We start from the raw sequence: 23594 nt of genomic DNA, 5'->3' as shown, positions 1-23594 counted from the left end.
TGTTTAATTTAAAATTGAGTGATTTATTGTATTCCTATTTATCTATCTAATCAATACTAACTTGTCATTGCGAGGGAAGAAACAATCTCACCCAGTATGGAGGAGTTTCATTATGAGATTCCTTCGTGCCTCGGAATGACAAATGATTGTGTATTTATTACTAGTCTAAAAATGGAATTCAGTTATCTAATGCAATGATTCTTTAAACACAAATTTAATTATTACCAAACTACTACACAAACTTATCATCGCTTCGCCTGTTCGACTCAAGTCTCGAGTCTGACGAAGGAAGAATCTCATCTTGTTTGTGGGAATCTGACTGGAGCACTTTGTTATTACTTCCTGCTTTACGAAGTCTCCCGACTTCGTACTCGTTCCAATTGTTTACCATCACAGGTAAAGTTGTAATTGGCACTAAAAATGTGCGTGAAATGGAAAAATCGTCCTTTAAATTAGTGAAAACATAGTTGATCATACTATAGAAAAATTTTCAAATAGGATTGGGTACGAAGTCAGGAGACTTCGCACAGCATCTCGACTTCAATAACCTATTAAGATAGACTTCGCAGAGCAGCGCTTTCAACACCCTTTCAGGTAGACTTCGTAGAGCAGGGGAATTATCAAAAAAAGATACTGGAAACACCTTTTATATTCTGGACGAACCCACAACGGGACTTCATTTTGAAGACATCAGGGTATTGATGGGCGTGATCAACAAATTAGTAGACAAAGGAAACACGATACTGATTATCGAACACAATATGGACGTGATCAAACTGGCAGATTATATTATTGATATTGGTCCCGAAGGAGGAAAAGGCGGCGGAAAAGTCGTTGCCAAAGGAACTCCCGAAGAAATAGCCGATAATAAAAAAAGCTATACCGCGAAGTTTTTGAAAAAGGAATTGGAGTAAGTGTTTTTAATTACCGCAAATTCGCAAATTATTATCGGTTAATTAGACTTTGAAATAAAACGAAAAAACTACTGTGTGATACAGTAGTTTTTTTGTTTGTATTGATTTGTGAGCATGAAGTCTGGAGACTTTGTAAGCCATCTGGACTTTCAATACCCTTTTAGGGAGACTTCGCACAGCAGGGGCATTACTCCCATGGAAACTTTGCAATCAACCTTAATTGAGGCGAGCCTCCACCATGAAGTTCAGAATTAGGATATTCTTCAATCCATTTATTAAAATTTTCGTCAATATACCATGTATTCCAACCGCTTTCATCAGTTTTAATCTTCTGAAACAACTTCTTCTTTTCAATGAGTTCTTCTCCTTCTAGAATTTTATCTGTCATTAATTACTTATAAAAATTGTTTATATATTTATTTTCTATTTAAAATGTAAATCTAATTTTTCCATTAGATAATAGTTGCTAATTCTACTACTTATTTGGCACAATAAATACAACTTGCATTTACCATTGATATACACCGCCGCTCTGCGAGGTGTTTCTGAAAAAGAACTAAACAGGATTGGACTGCTGTGCGAAGTCTCCCGACTTCGTACTCGTTCCAATTGTTTACCATCACAGGTAAAGTTGTAATTGGCACTAAAAATGTGTGTAAAACAGGAAAATCGTGCTTTAAATTAGTGAAACCATAGTAGATCGTACTATGAAAAAAATTTCAAATAGGATTGGGTACGAAGTCAGGAGACTTCGCACAGCAGCTCGACTTCAATAACCTATTAAGATAGACTTCGCAGAGCAGGGTTTGTGAGCGCGAAGTCTGGAGACTTTGTAGGCTATCTGGACTTTTAATAGCGTTTAAGATAGATTTCGAAGAGCAATGTTATTTTTTCCGCTATTATATTTTCTCAAAATAACGAACTGGATTTGCCATTCCTCTAATTTTAGGAACTTCTTTATTTATATAAATATCAAGAATTTCTTTTGAAGTTATTTCTGAACCTACAAAACCCCATCTTTTAGTTCCTATATATTCTATTTCTTGAACCCATTTTTCGGGTTTAAATATTGCTCTTATTACACCTTTGTATTCGGCTAAAACAAAATCTGAATTTTCAGCTCTTTTTTTGTCTAAAACCCACCAACCTCTCGTTGCTTCATAAATATTCGGTCTTTGGTAAACTAGATTTTCACTTTTCTTTTTTCGTTTATTATCGTACGATTTATTTATATTGATTACTATAACTTTATGTTTTATATCTTCTTTCATTAATTCTTCACAATTATAAAGTATTTCACATTCATTGACTGTTTTAATTCCTCGGTTAAATGAATTATGTCCTGCAACGATATTTGAAATTTTAGCAACTTCAGCAAAATCTCTAAAAGTTAAAAAGTCAATTAAAACAGATTCAACTATCAGCGCTTCATTTTCTTCTAATCCGTGTCGAATTATAAAGTGTTTTACTTTTAGATTTTCTATTTTAATTGCTCTGATAATTTCTAATTTTTCAGTTTCGCTTGGATTAAATATTGCTTCATTTATATGAGAAAAAACTCGATTACCATAACCTTTCCCAACATAGAATATTTTATTATCTCGTGGGTCAATTAAAATATAAACATAAGATTTTAATTCTTCTTGTGTCTTTTGCGAAAATAATTCTGTCATAATTCGTTGTTTTTACGCAATTTACGATGTACTTGCAGCTAGCGTTTCGCCACTTCGAGATGGTGGGGAATTTGTAACCGCTCAATTTTCGGCTTAACGAAAACATAATACGAAACATTAATTCCACTAAATTCCAGCTAGCTCAAAACGGCTGTTGTAAACTGTGCTTCTATATATATTCCAGTATTCTAATTCAAATTCTCAATTATAAAATTCAAGAGTTTATATGCTCCGAATCCTAATCCAGTACCAATCAACACCCAATAAATTCTTTGTTTATTGTCTGCTCTAACAATTTGTCTTTCAATCGTCGTACCGTTTTTAACCAATTCCAGTTCAATTTCTCTTTTATCGAATTGTTTGTATTTAGATTTCAGAATAAAATTTTCAGAATTCAGGTTTAGTTTGTGTTTAACTCCAGAGAATGAGAATTTTTTAGAAACGGTTTTTCCGTTTAACAAAACACTTTCCATTCCGAATACAGAGTTCAGAAATTCTATCTTATTCTTTTCAATATTAAATTCAGCGTATTTCATTTTTCGTTAGTTTTTTTGCATTGTTTACAACTTGTATATAACATCAAATATACACCTCTTTTCGAATTTTACATTAACGAATTTAAGGCTTTTCTTATTTATAAAAAGGCCTTGCCTTTAATTTCCTATTGCAACTCATATTCAAGAGGAAAGACCCTTTTAAAAAATAATTGGACTATACCGTGCCGTATTTGAAAAAAGAGTTACTTTAGTATCTTGGATCGCTAGCCCAGATAGAAGCGGCAGCTCCCGAATTAGAAAAACAAGGCCTTGGTCGTAGTTTTCCTAATTTGGGAATATAGCGGATAGCTGGATAAGGCTCCATAAAATAATAGTTAATAATACAATACCAATATGAGATTAGAAGATTTTGACAATGATGAGGATAGAATAATCCAAGACCGCTTAAAACAGAAAAACTGGAATGAGATCCGGACTAATGACAGCTGGGCGATTTTTAAAATCATGGCCGAGTTTGTAAACGGTTATGAGGCGATGGGACGCATTGGTCCGTGCGTGTCCATTTTTGGATCGGCACGAACAAAGCCGGAAGACCCTTATTATTTACTTGCAGAAAAAATAGCCTACAAAATTAGTAAAGCTGGTTACGGAGTGATTACTGGCGGAGGTCCTGGGATAATGGAAGCCGGTAACAAAGGTGCACATTTAGGTGGAGGAACTTCGGTGGGATTGAATATTGTATTGCCCTTTGAGCAGCATTTCAATCCATATATTGATAGAGATAAAAATCTAAATTTTGATTACTTTTTTGTTCGAAAAGTAATGTTTGTGAAATATTCTCAAGGATTTGTGGTGATGCCAGGTGGATTTGGAACTTTAGATGAATTGTTTGAAGCGATGACGTTGATTCAAACAAAAAAAATCGCAAGATTTCCTATCATACTTGTAGGATCAAGTTTTTGGTCCGGATTGATTGAATGGGTAAAAAAAGTATTAATTGAAAGAGAACATACTGTTGGCCCTGATGATTTGAATCTAATAAAAATTGTTGACACCGAAGACGAGGTTGTAAATGTTTTAGATAACTTCTATAAAAAATACAATTTGAAACCCAATTTTTAATAAAGGTAGCTGTTTTTACAAACAGTCTTTTTTTTGCCCACTTTTTTAAAAAAAAGGACTCCTTTTGTCCCTCAAATAAATGTATATTGTGCCTCTAACTAGTTGAATTAAAAGTTGAACCGATTTTATAAAATTGCGATTTGTATTTTAGTTTTATTAAACTCAATAAAACAATATGCCCAGCACCATTCCTCAGTATTTGTGGAAGTTAATCCTGCGGATAAAACTTTGAACATTCAGCAGGAACTGACCTATTTTAATGAATCGAATGATACGCTATCTTCGCTAATTCTATATGATTGGAATAACGCCTACTCTGATGTTAATACCCCTTTAGCGAGACGATTTTCGGATGAGTTTTATCGCGGTTTCCATTTAGCTAAAGAAAAAGAACGAGGCAGCACTAAAAATATAACAATTATTGATTCTGACAAGTTATTCCTTTCTTGGGAAAGAACGGCTGAAAACCCTGATCTCGTCAGCATTAAATTGAGAGAAAAACTCGCCCCACATCAAAAAATAAAATTGCGCCTTACTTATACTGTAAAAATTCCAAGTGATATGTTTACAAAATTTGGATATGATCCAGTTGGTGGAATGAATCTAAAAAACTGGTATCTCACTCCTGCACGCTATGAGAACCATGCCTTTATAAAATACAGCAATGCTAATTTAGATGATATTGCCAATGCCGTCTCTGATATAGATCTCGATTTGAAAGTGCCCATAGGTTTAAGCGTTACGACTGATTTAAACAGCGATGAAACAATTCAAAAGGAAAGCTATTTCATTTATAAATTATCAGGGAAAAATAGAACTAATTTCAGTCTTTTTATAGAGCCAAAATCCAGTTTTCACAGTTTTAAATCCAGTGCACTTGAGGTTGTGACCAATTTGAAGGAGGAAAAAATAACTACAAAGCAACAGGCTTATGTCATCGACTGCGTAGTTCGTTATGTCGATGATTTAATAGGAAAATACCCGTTTGAAAAAATTGTTGTTTCCCAGACTGATTATGAACGAAATCCATTCTATGGATTAAATCAACTGCCGTCATTTATCAGCCCTTTTACCGATGAATTCACGTATGAAATCAAATTTTTGAAAACCTATTTAAATGCCTATCTCAAGAATAGTTTACGTCTAGACAACAGAAAAGACAGCTGGATCTATGATGGAATTCAGGTCTATGCCATGATGAAATATATTGAAGAGAATCACCCAAATACTAAGATGCTGGGTAGTGCTTCTACTTTTCTATTGTTAAAAAGTTATAATCTTACAAATTTGGATTTTAACGAGCAATACAGCTATTTTTATATGCTGATGGCGCGAAAGAATCTGGATCAGCCCTTAGGAGACCCTAAAAATTCCTTGATCAAATTCAACGAACAAATCGCCAGTAAATATCGGGCTGGATTAAGTTTTAGATATTTAGATAAATATCTTGGAGAAAGCATTGTTATAAATAGTATCCGCCAGTTCTATGTTGAGAATAAGGAAAGGCAAGTCTCCAGAAATGATTTTGAAACCATTTTAAAAAGAAATTCAAACAAGAATATTAGTTGGTTCTTCAAAACAATCATTGAGTCCCGAGAAATCATAGATTTTAAATTTGCTGATGTAGTCAAGTCTGCGGATAGTATCTCATTTACTATTAAAAATAGAACAGGGGTTGTTGTTCCCGTGCCCATCTATGGAGTTAAAAAAGGCAAAATTGTATTTAAAAAATGGCTGGACCCCCAAGTACCAGACAGCGTATTTACTTTAGAAAGAAAAAACGCTGATAAAATCGTTTTAAATTACAAGAATGAAGTTCCGGAATACAATTTAAGAAATAACTGGAAATCGTTAAAGTCTTTTTTCCCGAATAACCGCCCCATCAAATTTGTGTTTATGAAGGATCTTGAGGATCCATATTACAACCAGATTTTATATGTCCCTACCCTAGGCTACAATTTATATGATGGCCTGTCTCCCGGAATGCGCCTTCACAACAAAACGATTTTAGACAAACCTTTTATCTTCGATGTCAATCCGGCCTATTCGACAAATGCAAAAACATTTTCAGGATCTGGTTTTGTTGTCGTTAATCAAAATTATAGACACAGTGTCCTTTACAACATGCGCTATTCCTTGTCTGGCTCTTATTTCCATTATGCCCCAGATGCTGCCTATTTGAAAATTAATCCGATGGTGCAGCTAAGTATCAGAGAAAAAAACATTCGAGACAACAAAAAACAGTCGGTTTTATTCCGCCAAGTGATTGTAAACAGAGAAAAGAGCGATATCATTATTGATAATTCTACCGAAAACTATTCCGTATTTAATGCTAAATACTACAATACAAAAACAGAAGTTACTAATCATTTCAGCTTATTGTCTGACCTCCAAATCTCAGGGAAATTTGGAAAATTTTCGACAGAAGTGGAATACAGACAACTTTTTGAAAACAACCGTCAGTTCAGCTTGCGTATTTATGCAGGAACTTTTTTATACAACAACAGCAATTCTGATTTTTTCAGCTTCGCCTTAGACCGTCCTACAGATTATTTATTTGATTACGGTTATTATGGGAGATCAGAAAGTAATGGTTTTTTTAGCCAACAGTTAATTCTGGCTGAGGGTGGCTTTAAATCAAAACTCAACACGCCATATGCCAATCAATGGATGACCACTTTGAATGGGGGGTATACGGTTTGGAATTGGATTGAAGTCTACGGTGATGCCGGGTTATTGAAAAACAGAGGTCAAAGCGGGAGATTTGTATACGACAGTGGAATCCGATTGAATCTGGTTCCTGACTACTTTGAAATGTACCTTCCTATCTACTCTTCTACTGGTTGGGAAATTGGGCAAAACAACTACAATGAAAAAATCCGATTTATAATTACATTATCACCCAAAATATTAATCAATTTATTTAATCGAAAATGGTTTTAATTGAATATATTACCCCTATTTTTTATGTTATTTATAATAAAAAGGATGTTTAATTATGAATAACTAAATTATCAATATATTTATAGTACTATAATTGACAATACTTAAATTATATTTCTTTCACTGTATTATGATAATAGATACTTTTTAAGTAAATTTGTGTCTTTAAGTGATACCTTTCAATTATGATAAAAGAAAAAACCAATACTACATTGACATTCGAAGATTTTAAAACCGAAGTGTTGAACGACTATAGGATCGCTATGATAAGTAGAGAGTGTAGTCTATTAGGACGTAGAGAGGTGTTAACCGGAAAGGCTAAATTCGGTATTTTTGGAGATGGAAAGGAAGTGCCGCAATTGGCAATGGCTAAATTTTTCAAAAACGGCGACTTCCGTTCCGGATATTATCGTGACCAAACTTTTATGATGGCTATAGGCCAAATGACTGTTGAACAATTTTTTGCCGGACTTTATGGTAATCCAAGTATTGAACAAGAGCCTATGTCTGCCGGAAGACAAATGGGAGGTCATTTTGCTACTCATAGTTTAAATGAAGACGGTTCCTGGAAAGATCTGACAAAACAAAAAAATTCCAGCGCAGACATTTCTCCTACCGCAGGACAAATGCCCCGATTATTAGGACTTGCGCAGGCCTCAAAAATATATAGACAAGTTAAAGGAATACCTAATAAAGCAAATTTCTCAGTTGAAGGAAATGAAATCGCCTGGGGAACTATTGGAAACGCAAGTACCTCTGAGGGATTATTTTTTGAAACTATTAATGCTGCAGGTGTTTTACAAGTGCCTTTGGTAATAAGTGTTTGGGATGATGACTATGGCATTTCAGTTCATGCAAAACATCAAACCACAAAAGAGAATATTTCTGAAATTTTAAAAGGATTCCAGAGAGATGATGCAGCACAAGGATATGAAATTCTTAGAGTAAAAGGATGGGATTATACTGATTTGATTGCTACTTATGAAAAAGCATCTGCTCTTTCACGAGAACAACATGTTCCTGTGCTTATACATGTAAATGAACTGACTCAACCTCAAGGACATTCTACCTCAGGATCGCATGAACGATACAAAGATGCAGACCGATTAGCGTGGGAAAGAGAATTTGACTGTATCAGACAGATGAGATTATGGATGATCGCAATTAACATTGCCTCTTCTGAAGAATTAGATGCGATAGATGCAAACGCAAAGAAAGAGGTTCTTGAGGGTAAAAAAGCCGCATGGAACGCTTTTATCGATCCTGTTATTAAAGAACAAAAAGAATTAGTTTCTTTATTGGAAAAAACTGCAAATTCAAGCAACAATAAAGAAGTCATACTAAAACACGCTTCAGAATTAAATAGTGTAAAAGCACCTATTAGAAAGGAAATTCTCGTTGCAGCACGCAAATCTTTACGTCTTGTGCTAAATGAGACAGGGAAAAGCGAATTATCAAATTGGATTATTTCCTATATCAAAAGACATCAGGAAAAGTTTAGCAGTCACTTATATTCTGATTCCGCTTTAAATGTGTTTTCAGTAAAACAAGTTTTACCGCAATATGCTGAAGAGGCAAAAGAGGATACAGACGGAAGAATGATTTTACGTGATAATTTTGATGCTATCTTTACAAAATACCCAGAAACATTAATTTTCGGAGAAGATGCAGGAGCCATTGGTGATGTAAATCAAGGTTTAGAGGGGATGCAAGAAAAATATGGTGCCCTGCGTGTGGCCGATGTTGGAATACGTGAAGCAACCATTATAGGACAAGGTATCGGAATGGCGTTAAGAGGTTTACGACCTATTGCGGAAATTCAATATCTTGACTATCTATTGTACGCTATCCAAATTATGAGTGATGATCTAGCTACCCTGCAATACAGAACAGTAGGAAAACAAAAAGCCCCATTAATTATTCGTACAAGAGGGCATCGCCTCGAGGGAATATGGCACTCTGGTTCTCCTATGGGAATGATCATCAACGCTTTAAGAGGCATTCATGTTTTAGTTCCGAGAAATATGACAAAAGCAGCAGGATTTTACAATTCACTGTTAGAATGTGATGAACCGGCTTTAGTAATCGAGTGTTTAAACGGATATCGCCTAAAAGAGAAAAAACCACTAAATTATGGTGAGTTCAAGACTCCAATAGGTGTTGTTGAAACGATGAAAGAAGGGGCTGATATCACATTGGTTTCTTATGGTTCAACATTGCGATTGATTGAACAAGCTGCCCAGGAACTTCTTGAAGTGGGTATTGACTGTGAGATTATAGATGTACAGTCTTTGCTTCCATTCGATATTAATCATGATCTTGTAAAAAGTATTGCCAAAACAAGCCGCCTACTGGTAATTGATGAAGATGTGCCTGGAGGTGCCTCTGCCTATATTTTACAGCAAATTATTGAGCAACAAGATGGTTACAACTATTTAGACAGTAAGCCGCAAACCCTAACTTCTAAAGCGCACAGACCGTCATACGGAACGGATGGCGATTACTTTTCTAAACCATCTGCTGAAGATATTTTTGAAAAAGTTTACAATATGATGAATGAGGTAAACCCGTCTAAATTTCCAAATTTATATTAAAAGTAAAAAACTCAAATATCCAAACCCAACCGTCACGCGGTTGGGTTTTTGTTTATGTTAATAAAAATAGTATCTTGCCGCCTAATTAGTTACAAACTTAAACAAAAAAAAATGAAAAAAATATCAATGATTATAGGTGTATTGTCAGTTATGGCAATCGTTTCTTGCAAAGAAAAAGAAGAAACTCCAGCCGCTCCAGAAACTACCACTAATCAAACTATTGAAGTTACTACTGAGGCTCCTGCAGCGGAAAAAAATCCTGATGGGACATCTATCAGTGTAGGAAGTGATGGGGTTGATGTTAGCACTAAAAACGGAACAAACTCGACGAGCGTTAATGTATCTGGTGGTGAAGCCAAAGTTGAAGTTAAGAAATAATCCTGTTTTTTAATGCCTAAAATAGTAAAGTCAATTTGAATCAGTTCAGTTGACTTTTTTTATATAGTAAAATCAAAAATTACAAAACAACAAATAATGACAAGTTTAGAAACCGTTTTAAGAAATACCCAAAACGTGAAAGTAATAGCTGATTCTATTTCATTAAATCAATATGTCGCTTTGGATTTATCTGTTTTAAATCACAATCTTTCTAAGGAATCATTAGCGGATTCAGCAGATTTTGAAAATTATATTGAAGGTTATCTAACCTTGCATAATGCAAAAGTAGCGTATGGAGGTTACAATGAAGAAAGAAATCTTTACAAGCGAAGCACTATTTTTAAAGATGAAGAAACAGAAGAACGAAACATTCATATTGGTTTAGATTTATGGATAAAAGCCGGAACTCCCATTTTAGCCGCTCTTGACGGTAAGGTTCACAGTTTTAATTTCAATGCTGGTTTTGGAGATTATGGTCCAACGATCATTCTCGAACACCAGGTCGAAAGTCAGACTTTTTATACTTTGTATGGGCATTTATCTTTAGATAGTTTAGATAACATAGTAACAGGAACAGTTTATAAAAAAGGACAGCAAATAGGGTCGTTAGGAGATTCTGCAGTTAACGGGGACTATTCTCCTCATCTGCATTTTCAAATTATAAAAAACATAGAGGGTAATTTTGGTGATTATCCCGGAGTTTGCACAAAAAGCGATTTAGATTTTTATCTAGACAATTGTCCTAATCCAAACTTATTACTAAAAATATCATCTCATAAATGAAAAGAATAATTCTCCTTCTAAGCGTAATTGTACTTATTGGATGTAAGTCAAAAAAAGTAGATATAGCGACTGAGGCAAAAAATGAAGAGCTTACAATCGTGAAATTAGCTACCACTTCAGTTGACGCTAATCTAAAGACGAAAGCATATGAATTAGGCAAAAGAATTTTAATGACTTGCAACACTTCTAAGTTTAAGCCTTTCAATCAAAGTGAAGCAACGCGATCAGTAATTGATAATATTACGGAGGAGAAGCTATCAAAAACTTGCGCCAAATTCAGACAGCGATATGGTGATTTTAAAGATCTTAAATTGATGGATATTTACAAAGACACTGATTCAAAGACCACTATATTTCGTTTTAAAGCACTCTATACAAAAGCTGTAGCCAATAAAGAACTTCGAGTATATATGAACGGACAAAACAAAATATCAGCAATAAAATCAATGGATTGGTCTGCTATTTTTGAAAAAAAATTATTCAGAAATACCGATAGCGATACTGAATAATGAGTGCAGACTAGGTTTTCAACAGTAATCCAAATAGAGAATGACTTAATTTCATTTTCCATTTGGATTTTTTATTTTTATTTCAAAAGAAGTATTTCGGACAATGCTCCTTCCCTTCTACTTATTCTAACATCTTAAAACTAAAGATTATATATGTTTATGTCCATATAAACAATAAAAACTGCCACGAACAAAGCATTAAGTTCGTTCGATAAAATACTTATAGATCAATTTTAAACCGTAATTGAAGAGTATAATGTCTTTTTCAAAAATGAAATAAAACTTCTTATAACGGTCAAGCAAAACTATTCTATAAAGTAACTCCCCTTGTGTAATAGAAAAAGTCAGTTTGCCGACTTAAACACCCTTGAAAAGGAGAAAGTTCTTGCTCAAGCGAAGCGGGAATGCACACTAAGTACTGATATCTCTACTTACCACGCTGATAATAGCTTGTCCTCAATTGCAGTACAAACTTAAGCCGTTGAGATGATGAAGCGTTTGTTAGAAATAGACGAAAAGGGTTTCTATTGCCGTTATGACTTATAATTCTGCTAAAAACAATAAACTGTTAAATTTTGGGCTGAACAAAAGTTAAACTATTTAAATCTCAAACTAATAGCACTACTTTTAATTATTAAATAAATTTATTATTATGGAAAAATATGCTTTATTAGCACGATTAGAAGCTAAAGTTGGAAAAGAAGACGAGGTTGCGGCATTTTTAAAAAGTGCTTTACCACTGGTACTGGACGAACCAGACACTGTAAATTGGTACGGATTACAAATAGGTCCATCAACATTTGGGATTTTTGACACTTTTGAAACAGAAGAAGGTAGAAAAGCACACCTTGCTGGTAAAATTGCAGAAGCCTTAATGGCAAACGCTGGAACATTGCTATCTAAAGATCCCGTAATTGAATTTGTAGATTTATTGGTCGTTAAATAATCGGAAAGGAATTAGTTTACTTTTAAGTTGCTCTATCTATTTCGAAAATAATTTATATCGAAATTTAATATCAGTAGTAACAAATTATATTTTTTAAAGCCAACATAAGTTTTTTATGTTGGCTTTAATTTTTTTATTTTAGCACTCTGATTGAAATGCAGTACATAAACACTTTAGAAATGATATTGCATACTATATAATATGATGCCATCGTTCTAGAAAGCATCTCTAATAATAAATATATCACCTCTCGCTATATCGGTTGCAAATAAATCATTGGAAAAAGAGTAGCGTGGTTATGATATAGATTCGATAATTTTATAGAAAAAAAAATTAGCCATTAATCAAGATAAAGTTGCTTAACGTAATGATAATAAATAGAGAAATATTTATGGCCGAAGTACTATTTTTAAAGATGAAAAAACAGAGGCGCAACATATGCACGTCGAATTGGATTTATTAATAAAAACCGAGGCTCCTATATTATTTGCTTTAAATGGTAAAGTTTTTGCTTTTAATTTCAATGCTAATTTTGGAGATCGCGCTCCAAAGATAATAGTAGCGCAGCATATTAAAAATCAAATTTTTCACAGTTTAGATGAGCCTTTAACTATAGATAGCAGATAAAATAGTAATTGGCACTTTTTCCAGAAATGGATAGCAAATAGCTAATTTAAGAGATTCATCACTTACCAGGAGTATCCTCGTCACCTGAATTTTCAAATTATAAAAAATATAAATACTAACTTTGGGGACCATACAAACATCTGAACAAAAAACGACTCGGATTTTTGTGTAAACAATTGCCCTGATCCTAATTTATTACTAAAAATAACACCTCAAAAATGAAGAAAATAATCCTACTACTCAGCTTAGTTGTCCTCATTGGATGTAAGTCAAAGAAAGAAGCCATACCTAATAATAAGCCAGCTGAAATAGTAACAGAAGTTCTAATTGAAGTAACGCCTGAAGTACCCCCTGAGGTTAAAATTGAAGAAGCGAAACTCATAAAATTAGCTATTTTTAAAGTTGACGCTAATCTAAAGACAAAAGCATATGAATTAGGCAAACGCATTTTAATGACTTGCAATACATCTAAGTTTAAGCCATTCAATGAAAGTGAAGCAACACAGTCCGTAATCGACAACATTACGGAAGAAAACCTTTCTAAAACCTGTACCAATTTCAGACAGCGATACGGCGCTTTTAAAGACCTTAAATTAATGGAGATTTATATAGACAATGAGTCTAAAATAACTATATTCCGCTATAAAGCACTCTATACAAAGGCCGTAGCCAATAAAGAACTTCGTGTATACATGAACGAACAAAATCAAATATCAGCAATAAAATCAATGGATTGGTCTCCTATTTTCGAAAAAAAATTGTTCATAAAAACCGATAGCGATACTGAGTAGGGTCATTTAACTCCTTTTTTAACAGTAATCCAAATAGAAGGCGAATTAATTTCAGTTTCTATTTGGATTTTTTGCTTCACATTCAAAGCAGTGCTGTCTTAAATGCTCCACAACTCTCCCTATTATTTTAACGTATTGCCGTAAGTTACTGAAAACCTAATCACTTAACAGACAACATCATAAAACTATAAACGCCTTGTAATCTGCACAATAAACAATTGCTTGTTAAAATTTATGAATTAATTAGTAGTACCCTCATTTTCTTTTAACGTTTAATTGCGATAAAGGGAGGGACTATTTCTTAATTTTATAAAACAAGATTTAATCTTTTTAGAGTTAGCAAAAAAGCCTAAACAGATACCGTGTTTTTATTTATTCAAATCACAGTGTCTGTTTCTACTTTTTTTAAAAGCCTAAAAAAAAGGTTAAATATATTTTTAACCAATTAAAAATAAATTTATGTCTATTCAAACTACAAATCCAGCTACAAATAAGGTGTTAAAGTCATTCGACGAAATGACTGATAAACAAGTTGAAGCTGCAATCGCAAAGTCGAATGCCTTTTTTCAAGAATGGAAGAAAACTTCTTATGACGAGCGATCAAAAGTATTGCATAAAGTAGCCAAACTAATGCGTGAAAGGAAAAGCGAATTTGCAGAGCTAATTACCCTTGAAATGGGTAAAGTTTTTGCTCAAGCAGAATGGGAGGTCAACCTAAGTGCTGATATATTAGATTACTATGCCGATAATGCTGCCGCCTTTCTTGCCGATAAAAACTTAAACCCTGAATCTGGTGAAGCATTTATCAGAAATAGTCCGATAGGTGTTCTTTTTGGCGTTATGCCTTGGAATTTTCCTTTTTATCAAATAGTGCGATTTGCTGCTCCAAATATCATGGTAGGAAATACCATTTTATTAAAACATGCCTCTATGGTGCCACAATGTGGTATTGCAATTGAAGAGTTGTTCAGAGAAGCACAGGCTCCAGAAGGATTATATATCAATTTATTAATTTCGGGAAAACGAAGTACAGCTTTAGTTAGTGATGAGAGAATTAAGGGAGTATCATTAACTGGTAGTGAGGGTGCAGGTTCTAGTTTTGCCGAAGCTGCGGGTAAACATTTAAAAAAATCAGTGCTTGAATTAGGTGGTAGTGATGCCTTTATAATACTCGAAGACGCTGATATCGATACTGTTGTTGAAATGGCCGTTGCAGGGAGATTTAACAATAACGGACAAAGCTGTATTGCGTCAAAACGATTTATTGCCGTAGCAGCCGTAGCTGATGAGTTTTTAGAAAAATTTGTAGATAAAATAGCCTCTCTTAAAGTAGGCGATCCTATGGATCCAGATACACAGGTTGGACCGCTTAGTAGCGAGGAAGCTTTAATCAATATATTAGACCAAGTACAGAGATTTGAAAAAGCAGGTGCCAAAATTTTAGTTGGCGGTAAAAGAGCATCTGATACTGGTGCCTATATGCAACCTACCCTTTTAACTAATTTAAAACGTGGCGTTCCTACTTTTCAAGAAGAACTATTTGGCCCAGTAGCCTCTTTTTACAAAGTCGAAAATGAACAAGAAGCGATAGACCTAGCAAATGATTCTCCTTATGGCTTAGGTGGATCAATCTTTACAAAAGACATAAAGCGAGCCAAGCAAGTCGCCGATCAGATCGATAGCGGTATGATCTTCATTAATGAGCCTACGACAACACAACCAGATTTGCCTTTTGGCGGAACTAAAGGTTCAGGATACGGTCGTGAATTGTCAGAGCTAGGAATACATGAATTTGTAAACAAAAAGCTAATAAGAGTAAGTTAAAAGTTGAAAAACATGGAAAGTAGCACTAGTTTTTGATGTATCGTACTAAATTTCAGTATTTTACAATAGACGTGTTCAATCTCTATATCCCATAATTATAAGTAAAAGCATATGACTACAAGACAGATTATATTACAATCACAGCCAGTAGGGACACCCACTTTGAAGGATTTTAAAATTAAAAGTACCACATTAAATAAAATACAGTCTGGAGAAGTGCTATTAAAAGGACTGTACTACTCGGTAGATCCTTACATGCGCGGCCGAATGAATGACGCCAAATCATATGTGGCACCCTTCAAGATAAATGAACCTCTAGAAGGTGGTGTAGTTGCTACTGTTGTAGAAAGTAAATCCGATGATTTTAAAGTAGGTGATACAGTAGTAGGAAACTTTCCATGGAAAGAAATGTTCGTAGCAAATGAGGCTAAATTACAAAAGGTAGATTCAAACGCCCCCGAGTTGAGTTACTACTTAAGCATATTAGGCATGACCGGTTTAACCGCTTATTTTGGGTTAATGGATATTTGTAAACCAAAAGCAGGAGAAACCGTGGTGGTTTCTGGTGCCGCAGGAGCCGTAGGGATGGTTGTAGGACAAATTGCTAAATTACAAGGATGCCACGTAGTAGGTATAGCAGGTACAGATGAAAAAGCAAAAGTATTAATTGAAGATTTTAGTTTTGATCAAGTAATCAATTACAAAACAACAAAAGACATTTACCAATCTGTAAAAGAGGCCTGCCCAGATGGTGTAGATGTCTATTATGATAATGTAGGCGGCGAAATTTCAGATGCAGTTATAAGTGCGATTAATTTTCATGCCCGAATTGCATTATGCGGACAGATATCCTTATACAACAGTAAAGAAACTCCAATGGGTCCACGATTACAACCCATGTTGCTCACGAGAAGTGTTTTAATGCAGGGATTTATCGTTAATAATTACCAAGAGAGATTTCCTGAAGGGATAAAGCAGTTGTCGACTTGGGTTAAAGAAGGAAAAGTAGACTTTACTCAAACAATAGTGGAAGGGTTTGATCAATTACCCACGGCATTATTAGGTTTGTTTGAAGGTATCAATACCGGAAAAATGATTGTCAAGGCTTAGTTTCAAAGTGAAACTGGAAAGAAAGCCGTTAACAGTATGATATTAATACCGTTGACGGCTTTTTCATTGCGTTTTAAAAATCTTGGAAATTCAAACCTTCCTTGCTGGCCACGGTGATGAACTTACACTGGGACAAAAAAATAAATAGAGTAAATCCCTAATTTAAAAATTCCTCCCGGTATCATTTTTATTTCTTATTTTTGGAAAAATAATAAGCACTAAACCCGTGAATTATACAACTAATTAAAAAGTTATGTAATTCATTTTTGAAAAAAAAGTCCAATTTTTACACAACCAGTTAAAACATAAATAGTTTGAAGTTATATATCAAATACATGGTCAGCAACCGCTGCAAATTAGCAGTTAAAGAGGAATTAAAAAAACTTGGATTGCATTTTATTGTTGTTGATCTAGGTGAAGTGGACGTCATGGAAAATATCACCATGGCCCAAAGAGAGCTTCTTAAAGCAGGTTTAGTTAGCGCTGGCTTTGAGCTGATGGATGATAAAAAATCGATGCTCATAGAAAAAATTAAAAATGTAGTTATCCAAATGGTTCACCACTCAGATGAAGTTATCAAAGTGAATTTTTCTATTTATTTAAGTGAGAAGCTAAATCACGACTATACTTATTTATCCAATTTGTTCTCCGAAGTTCAAGGAACAACAATTGAGCATTTTATCATTTCTCATAAGACAGAACGGGTAAAGGAATTGATTATATACGGAGAACTAAATATAACTGAAATTGCTTGGAAAATGGGCTACAGCAGTGTTGCACATTTATCAAGTCAGTTTAAAAAAGTAACGGGACTATCCCCTTCTCACTTTAAAAATTTAAAAGATAAAAGACGCAGTCCCCTTGAAGAAATTGGTAATGAGAAGAATAGGAATCCAAATTAAGTTTTAAAAAACACCATGAAATTAATTTCAGATAAAAGATTTCAACTTTATTATATCTTAGTAGCGATTATATTGACTTCTGTCTTAGCAGTTTTCTATTACAATAACCTAAAAGTAAAATCAAGCAGCGACTCTGCAGAGCATGCGCAGGAGGTGCTACGAAAAAACGATAATGTTCTTTTAGATATTCTTGATATTGAAACCGGCGTAAGAGGGTATATAATCTCTGAAAATGATGTTTATTTAAAGACGTTCAATAATGCAGTAAAAGCCATGAACGGAAATCTGGCCATTTTATCAGAATTAACCCGCGACAATGCTAAACAAAATCGGCAGGTAGATTCGTTAAAAATAATGACTAGCAAAAAATTAGTTTTACTTCAAAAAATAATAGAAGACAGAAAGTTAGATTTATTAGATGAAAATGAAAAGGTAGCTATTCTAAAGGACGGTAAAGTTATTACCGACAAAATTAAAAGTATCATCTTTAAAATTAATTTTGATGAATATAATGCACTTAAACTAAGAAAGACAGAAAATGAAAATAGTATTCAAAATTCGGAGATCCTATTCTTCTTACTTTTAATACTAATATTTGTTATTTTTACGCTTGTTTTTATTATTGTTAAAAGTTTAAAAGTCAGAAATGATGAACTAGAACTATTTACAGCCTCACAAAAATTACTTTCTAATTATTCCTTAAGTCTTATCGAGGCCAGTTTAGACCCACTAATCACTATCAATATTGATGGTAAGATTACCGATATGAATGAGGCTACGGTTAAGATTACTGGCGTCAAACGCGAAGAGTTGATAGGAACTGATTTCTTTGATTACTTCACACACCCTGGTATGGCACGTGATGTGTATGAGGAAGTATTTTCAAAAGGTTTTGTAATTGACTCTCCTCTGACACTTTGTCACAAAGACGGTAAGTTATCTGATGTCTTATTTAACGGCTCTGTTTATAAAAACGATGTCGGTAAGGTATTAGGAATTGTAATAGTTGCTCGTGATGTAACAAAACAAAAACAAGCGGCTTTGTATACTCGTAGTATACTTGAGGCAAGTTTAGATCCCCTTGTTACCATCAATGCAGAAGGTCAAATAACTGACGTAAACCACGCATTAATAGCTGTTACCGGTATTCAACGAGAAAATTTAATAGGAACAGATTTTTCTAATTATTTTACAGAGCCTGAAAGAGCACGACAAGCTTATATTCAAGTGTTTAAACAAAGCTTTGTTTCTGATTATGCATTGACAATAAAACATTTAAACGGAAAACTGACAGATGTGCTATACAACGCGTCGGTCTACAAAGATGACAAGGGAGAAGTTTTAGGGGTCTTTGCGGCCGCAAGAGATGTGACCGCACAAAAATTACTCTCTAATTATTCGCTTAGTCTTATTGAAGCAAGTCGAGATCCACTAGTTACCATTAGTATCGAAGGGAAAATTACAGATATGAATGAAGCGACAATCAATATCACCGGCGTAGAGCGCGAGCTACTTACTGGTTCCGATTTCTTTGATTATTTTACTGAGCCTCAAATGGCGAGAGAAGTATATCAGGAAGTATTCGCAAAAGGATCTGTTGCTGACTCCCCCCTTACCCTACGACACAGAGAAGGAAAATTGACAGATGTTCTTTTTAACGGATCCGTTTATAAAGATGATCAGGGGAATGTTTTGGGAATTGTTATTGTTGCGAGAGATATCACGGACCAAAAAAGAAGTGAAACAGAATTAATTGAAGCTAAAGTTTTTGCGGAACTCGCAACAGGTATTGCCGAAGAAGAAAAACTAAATGCTGAAAATGCAGTAAAAGCAAAACAGCAATTTTTGTCAAATATGAGTCACGAAATACGTACCCCGATGAATGCCATCATTGGTTTTACAAAAGTGGTCCTTAAAACAGATTTGACTGAAAAACAGAAAGAATATCTCAATGCTATAAAAATGAGTGGTGACGCGCTGATTGTACTGATAAATGATATTTTGGATTTAGCAAAAGTAGATGCAGGGAAGATGTCCTTTGAAAAAACACCTTTCAAAGTGAAGTCGTCCATTGCATCGATGCTTCATTTATTCGAAACAAAAATTCAAGAAAAAAATTTAAAATTAACTAAAGAATACGATTCTAATATACCTACCGTAATTGTGGGAGATCCTATTCGTTTGCATCAGATTATTTTAAATTTGGTTAGTAATGCAGTCAAATTTACATCCAAAGGAAAAATAACGGTAAGTGTTCGTTTAGTTGATGAAGATGAAGAAAATGTTACCATAGAATTTGCAGTAACCGATACTGGTATTGGAATTCCAGAAGAAAAATTAGGATCTATATTTGATAATTTCCAACAAGCATCAAGCGGGACTTCCAGAATTTATGGCGGAACTGGACTAGGTTTGGCGATTGTTAAACAATTAGTCGAGCCACAAGGTGGTAGTATTAAAGTGGTTAGTAAAGTTGACCACGGAACTACCTTTAGTTTTAGCTTAAGCTTCCAAAAAACAACAGCAGAAGCAGAATTAGAAAACGAAATATTTGAATTAGACAAGAATAGTAAAAGTATCAAAGTTTTAGTGGTTGAAGACATTCCTTTGAATCAGTTACTGATGAAAACACTTTTAGATGATTTTGGATTCGAACGCGATATTGCCGAAAACGGGAAAGTAGCAATTGAAAAAATGCAAAATAATTCTTATGATGTAATTTTGATGGATCTTCAAATGCCGGAAATGAATGGGTTTGAAGCGACTGAATATATTAGAACAAAAATGAATTCTCAAATTCCCATTATTGCACTAACGGCCGATGTTACCACCGTAGATCTAGCTAAATGTAAGTCAGTAGGAATGAATGATTATATAGCAAAACCTGTTGATGAACGATTATTATATAGCAAAATCATGGGTGTTGTGAGAAAACCGTCTTCCAAAAAAGCGAAAGAAGTTAAAAAAACTATAGCTCCTAAAAACGAAAAATGTATTGATTTGGGATATTTAGATTCACGTACTAAGTCTAATCCTAAATTAATGATGGAAATGATTGATGCTTATTTACAGCAAACACCTCCGTTAGTCAATGCAATGGAGGAAAGCTTACTGCACAAGGACTGGGCATTGCTTCGCGCGTCAGTACATAAAATGGTGCCTTCCTTTTCCATAATGGGGATTAGCCCTCAATTTGAGGATATGGCAAAAAAAATTCAGAGTTACACAGGAGACTTAGAAAGTCAAAAAGAGGAAATAAATAATTTGGTATTGCAGCTTTCAACGGTTTGCAACCAAGCTTGTACGGAGTTAGAGGTAGAATTTAATAATATAAAAAACAAAAACTGATGAAAAATGAAGAGAAAATAAAACTATTTTTAGTAGATGATGATGCCGTTTTTCTAAAGTCGTTAGAAATCGAATTTCTTCACCATACCGATTTTATTGTTGAAACATATGCAACCGGTGAACTCTGTCTTGCAAATTTAGACAAGAAACCAGATGTAATTATCCTAGATTACCATTTAGACGGTATAGATAAAACTGCAATGAACGGTATTGAAACCTTAGACAAAATTAAAGAGTTTAGCCCAGACATTCCGGTCGTCATGTTATCGTCCCAAGATAAAATTGATGTAGCCATTAGTTGTATGCACCACAAAGCCTTTGATTATGTCGTAAAAAGTGAAACCTCTTTCTTGCGACTTCAAAAAAATATTACCGCCTATTTTCATTTTGAAAGAATAGAAAAAGAGTTGAATTGGTACATGGCAAGGATGTAATGATTTATTCAAGCGCATTAAATTAAAGGAGCACATCAAAAAAGAGCAAAGTACATCAGTCGGCTTAGCTCTTTTTTCTATTTATAGAAATTATCGTTTATATTAATTATCTAATTTTTAATTATTTTGGAAACGCTAGTATCACTTTTTATGGGTGATAAAAAGGTTACAAATGGGTCTATAAGCCAAATATTTACTCCCAACCATTTGTTAATGTGAAATAAAGAATATCAAGTCATTGAGATAAGAAAATAGCACCCCAAACAGGAATTAATCTAAAGTCCAGTTCGTCAATTGATAATATAACGCTAGCTGCAGTGACGCTGCAAATAAATACCGTTGGCCAAACCACAATAATTAAATTAACATCACTCTAAAGCTACAAAACCAAAATAACATTCGGTGATTTATTGTTTAATAACCACAAAATATTGATCCTAGAAATGTGTGAATGATGCAACTTTTCATTAAAATTATATAAAATATACTGCTAATAGAGCTCTACCTTTGATAATAATATAATTACAGACTTCCATCATGTCACTAATCAGCATATTGCTAGTTTTAATCGTTACCGGCGCTATCCTTTGGTTAATAAATACTTATGTTCCAATGGATGCCACAATTAAAAACGTGTTCAATTCACTAATTATAATCGTGACTGCTGTATGGATACTTAATGCTTTTGGGCTTTTTAATACTTAAATTAATTAATACAAATATTAAAAAAGTTATCAAATTTATAAATTTTAAAAAATAAAATCATGAATCTTAAAAGAATCTTTGGAGCATTACTTACAGCTCTTGGTATCGGAGCGCTAATTTATGCTGCAGTATTATTTACGAATACTTCAGGCGGCAATCAAGATATCAAAGCACTGATAATCTACGGAATATTAGGATTAATATTCTTTTCATCGGGAATAAGTTTAGTGAGAACAACTAAAGATGAATCATAAATAATATCAGAATAGGACATAGCATCGTTATAGTTGAGTAGTTACTATTTCTAACTCTACCTTCTTAATTAGGCTTTGTGTGTTTGTTTGCTAATTATAGTAAACACAATTTCGTTTTTAGTTTTTATGTGCTACGATAATACAACATTAAACATTTGTTTTTTTGAATGTTTCAGATTGAAATAAATTTACCAGGTAGCCTTAAAAGCAAGAGTGGCTGTCAAATTTTAACATTAAAAGTTTAAAATATATGAATGCAAAGAATATAGGATTCGTACTCATAATTATTGGAGCAATTATGATGTTTTACACAGGGTTTAATTATGTGACTACTGAAAAAGTTGTAGATATAGGTCCTATTGAGATCAACAAACAAACAAATAATCCGGTACAATGGTCACCAATAGTGGGTGTAGTGCTAATCATCGGTGGAGTTGTACTTGTGGTTAAAGACAAAAATTAATTGACTTAAAGGTTCTATATTAGTCCAAAATACTTTTTTAAAACTAAAGGCAAATTACATTTCGAAAACAATTAATTATAATAATATGGAACAATAGCCCGAATATTTAAAAGATATTTAAGCTACATAATACATACTTCGATCCCCTTTCTCCTTCTTAATCACAGGGTCGAATTGTGTCACTAAATTTTAATAAGGTCTACAGTTGCTATACTTTTCAAATAATTAAATAACAAATCATAATCTAAAACAAAATGAAAAAAACTACTTTTAATACAATTACAAAAAATATATTTTTAGGCCTATTGCTAATCGTCCTAACAGCTTCCTTCACTTCTTGCGCTAAAAAGATAGCGTTCCAAACTTCCTCTATTGTTCCTGCTGCACGCGGCGATGTCAAAATAACGAAGGATGACAATAAGAACTATTTAGTGGAAATTAAAGTGGAAAATCTCGCAGAAGTAAGTAGGCTTGAGTCATCAAAAGAGGCTTATGTCGTTTGGATGGAATCAGACGATTCAATGGTTAAAAATATTGGGCAAATAAAAAGTGATTCAAAATTTTTATCTTCAAAACTGAAGGCTAATTTTAAAACAGTTACTCCGTTGAAGCCTACAAAAATATTTATAACTGCTGAAAAAGATGTAGAAACGCAGGATCCTGATAGCCAAATAATTATAAGTACTAAAAGTTTTTAGTATATACAAAATAATAGGTTAATTGATACAAATAAAAAACGACACAATTTATATACGTTTATAGTTATTACTGCCTTTT

The 23594-nt window shown here is 33.7% G+C and carries 21 protein-coding genes and 1 pseudogene; 19 read left to right on the top strand and 3 right to left on the bottom strand.

What is annotated here, in order from left to right; genetic code table 11:
• Positions 1-602 precede the first annotated feature (602 nt).
• Positions 603-914, top strand: a pseudogene (locus A3SG_RS21520) (excinuclease ABC subunit UvrA); the annotation flags it as partial.
• A gap of 187 nt (positions 915-1101) precedes the next feature.
• On the opposite strand, the gene A3SG_RS0105820 reads toward A3SG_RS21520, so the two are convergent.
• From A3SG_RS0105820 to A3SG_RS0105810, 3 genes are all read right to left on the bottom strand, one after another.
• Positions 1102-1302, bottom strand: coding sequence for an Imm27 family immunity protein (locus A3SG_RS0105820; RefSeq protein ID WP_016989084.1), 201 nt, complete (start codon positions 1300-1302; stop codon positions 1102-1104).
• A 511-nt stretch (positions 1303-1813) separates the two neighbouring features.
• Complete coding sequence (locus A3SG_RS0105815) at positions 1814-2587, bottom strand: LEM-3-like GIY-YIG domain-containing protein (protein ID WP_016989083.1); 774 nt, start codon at positions 2585-2587, stop codon at positions 1814-1816.
• Positions 2588-2775: 188 nt separating this feature from the next.
• Positions 2776-3123 carry a hypothetical protein gene (locus A3SG_RS0105810; RefSeq protein ID WP_016989082.1) on the bottom strand — a complete coding sequence of 116 codons (348 nt, stop codon included), beginning with the start codon at positions 3121-3123 and terminating at the stop codon, positions 2776-2778.
• Between the two features lie 354 nt (positions 3124-3477).
• On the opposite strand from A3SG_RS0105810, the gene A3SG_RS0105805 reads away from it, so the two are divergent.
• The 18 genes from A3SG_RS0105805 (at position 3478) to A3SG_RS0105720 (ending at position 23515) form a co-directional block, all read left to right on the top strand.
• On the top strand, positions 3478-4206 hold the full coding sequence (locus A3SG_RS0105805) for a TIGR00730 family Rossman fold protein (RefSeq protein WP_016989081.1): 729 nt from the start codon (positions 3478-3480) through the stop codon (positions 4204-4206).
• Positions 4207-4320: 114 nt separating this feature from the next.
• On the top strand, positions 4321-7149 hold the full coding sequence (locus tag A3SG_RS0105800) for a hypothetical protein (RefSeq protein WP_016989080.1): 2829 nt from the start codon (positions 4321-4323) through the stop codon (positions 7147-7149).
• Positions 7150-7334: 185 nt separating this feature from the next.
• On the top strand, positions 7335-9743 hold the full coding sequence (locus tag A3SG_RS0105795) for an alpha-ketoacid dehydrogenase subunit alpha/beta (RefSeq protein WP_016989079.1): 2409 nt from the start codon (positions 7335-7337) through the stop codon (positions 9741-9743).
• A gap of 111 nt (positions 9744-9854) precedes the next feature.
• Positions 9855-10121, top strand: coding sequence for a hypothetical protein (locus tag A3SG_RS0105790; RefSeq protein WP_035663495.1), 267 nt, complete (start codon positions 9855-9857; stop codon positions 10119-10121).
• Between the two features lie 96 nt (positions 10122-10217).
• Entirely contained in the window at positions 10218-10904 is a 687-nt protein-coding gene (locus tag A3SG_RS0105785; RefSeq protein ID WP_016989077.1) for a peptidoglycan DD-metalloendopeptidase family protein, read from the top strand.
• A complete protein-coding gene (locus A3SG_RS0105780) occupies positions 10901-11413 on the top strand; it encodes a hypothetical protein (RefSeq protein WP_016989076.1) in 513 nt (170 codons plus the stop codon). The genes A3SG_RS0105785 and A3SG_RS0105780 overlap by 4 nt, the downstream gene beginning before the upstream one ends.
• A 652-nt stretch (positions 11414-12065) precedes the next feature.
• Positions 12066-12359 carry a putative quinol monooxygenase gene (locus tag A3SG_RS0105775; RefSeq protein WP_016989075.1) on the top strand — a complete coding sequence of 98 codons (294 nt, stop codon included), beginning with the start codon at positions 12066-12068 and terminating at the stop codon, positions 12357-12359.
• 450 nt (positions 12360-12809) lie between these two features.
• Positions 12810-12986, top strand: a complete 177-nt coding sequence (locus tag A3SG_RS0105770; protein ID WP_157485324.1) for a hypothetical protein — start codon at positions 12810-12812, stop codon at positions 12984-12986.
• A 218-nt stretch (positions 12987-13204) separates the two neighbouring features.
• Positions 13205-13777, top strand: coding sequence for a hypothetical protein (locus A3SG_RS0105765; RefSeq protein ID WP_016989073.1), 573 nt, complete (start codon positions 13205-13207; stop codon positions 13775-13777).
• 459 nt (positions 13778-14236) lie between these two features.
• Complete coding sequence (locus A3SG_RS0105760; protein WP_016989072.1) at positions 14237-15601, top strand: NAD-dependent succinate-semialdehyde dehydrogenase; 1365 nt, start codon at positions 14237-14239, stop codon at positions 15599-15601.
• A gap of 111 nt (positions 15602-15712) precedes the next feature.
• Entirely contained in the window at positions 15713-16711 is a 999-nt protein-coding gene (locus A3SG_RS0105755) for an NADP-dependent oxidoreductase (RefSeq protein WP_016989071.1), read from the top strand.
• 335 nt (positions 16712-17046) lie between these two features.
• Complete coding sequence (locus A3SG_RS0105750) at positions 17047-17613, top strand: helix-turn-helix domain-containing protein (RefSeq protein ID WP_016989070.1); 567 nt, start codon at positions 17047-17049, stop codon at positions 17611-17613.
• 15 nt (positions 17614-17628) lie between these two features.
• On the top strand, positions 17629-20961 hold the full coding sequence (locus A3SG_RS0105745; protein WP_016989069.1) for a PAS domain S-box protein: 3333 nt from the start codon (positions 17629-17631) through the stop codon (positions 20959-20961).
• On the top strand, positions 20961-21395 hold the full coding sequence (locus tag A3SG_RS0105740; protein WP_016989068.1) for a response regulator: 435 nt from the start codon (positions 20961-20963) through the stop codon (positions 21393-21395). Before A3SG_RS0105745 ends, A3SG_RS0105740 begins: the two co-directional genes overlap by 1 nt.
• Before the next feature lie 537 nt (positions 21396-21932).
• Positions 21933-22100: a Thivi_2564 family membrane protein gene (locus A3SG_RS21850; RefSeq protein WP_016989067.1), complete on the top strand. Its 168-nt coding sequence runs from the start codon at positions 21933-21935 to the stop codon at positions 22098-22100.
• Between the two features lie 59 nt (positions 22101-22159).
• On the top strand, positions 22160-22354 hold the full coding sequence (locus A3SG_RS0105730; protein WP_016989066.1) for a hypothetical protein: 195 nt from the start codon (positions 22160-22162) through the stop codon (positions 22352-22354).
• 250 nt (positions 22355-22604) lie between these two features.
• Positions 22605-22817, top strand: coding sequence for a hypothetical protein (locus A3SG_RS0105725; protein WP_016989065.1), 213 nt, complete (start codon positions 22605-22607; stop codon positions 22815-22817).
• Positions 22818-23071: 254 nt separating this feature from the next.
• Positions 23072-23515: a hypothetical protein gene (locus A3SG_RS0105720; protein ID WP_016989064.1), complete on the top strand. Its 444-nt coding sequence runs from the start codon at positions 23072-23074 to the stop codon at positions 23513-23515.
• Positions 23516-23594 lie beyond the last annotated feature (79 nt).

The sequence above is a fragment of the Flavobacterium sp. ACAM 123 genome (genome assembly GCF_000264055.1).
In the GTDB taxonomy this organism is placed as follows: Bacteria; Bacteroidota; Bacteroidia; order Flavobacteriales; family Flavobacteriaceae; genus Flavobacterium.
Note: the sequence above shows the minus strand (reverse complement) of the source record. Positions and strands in the feature narration are given on the sequence as shown.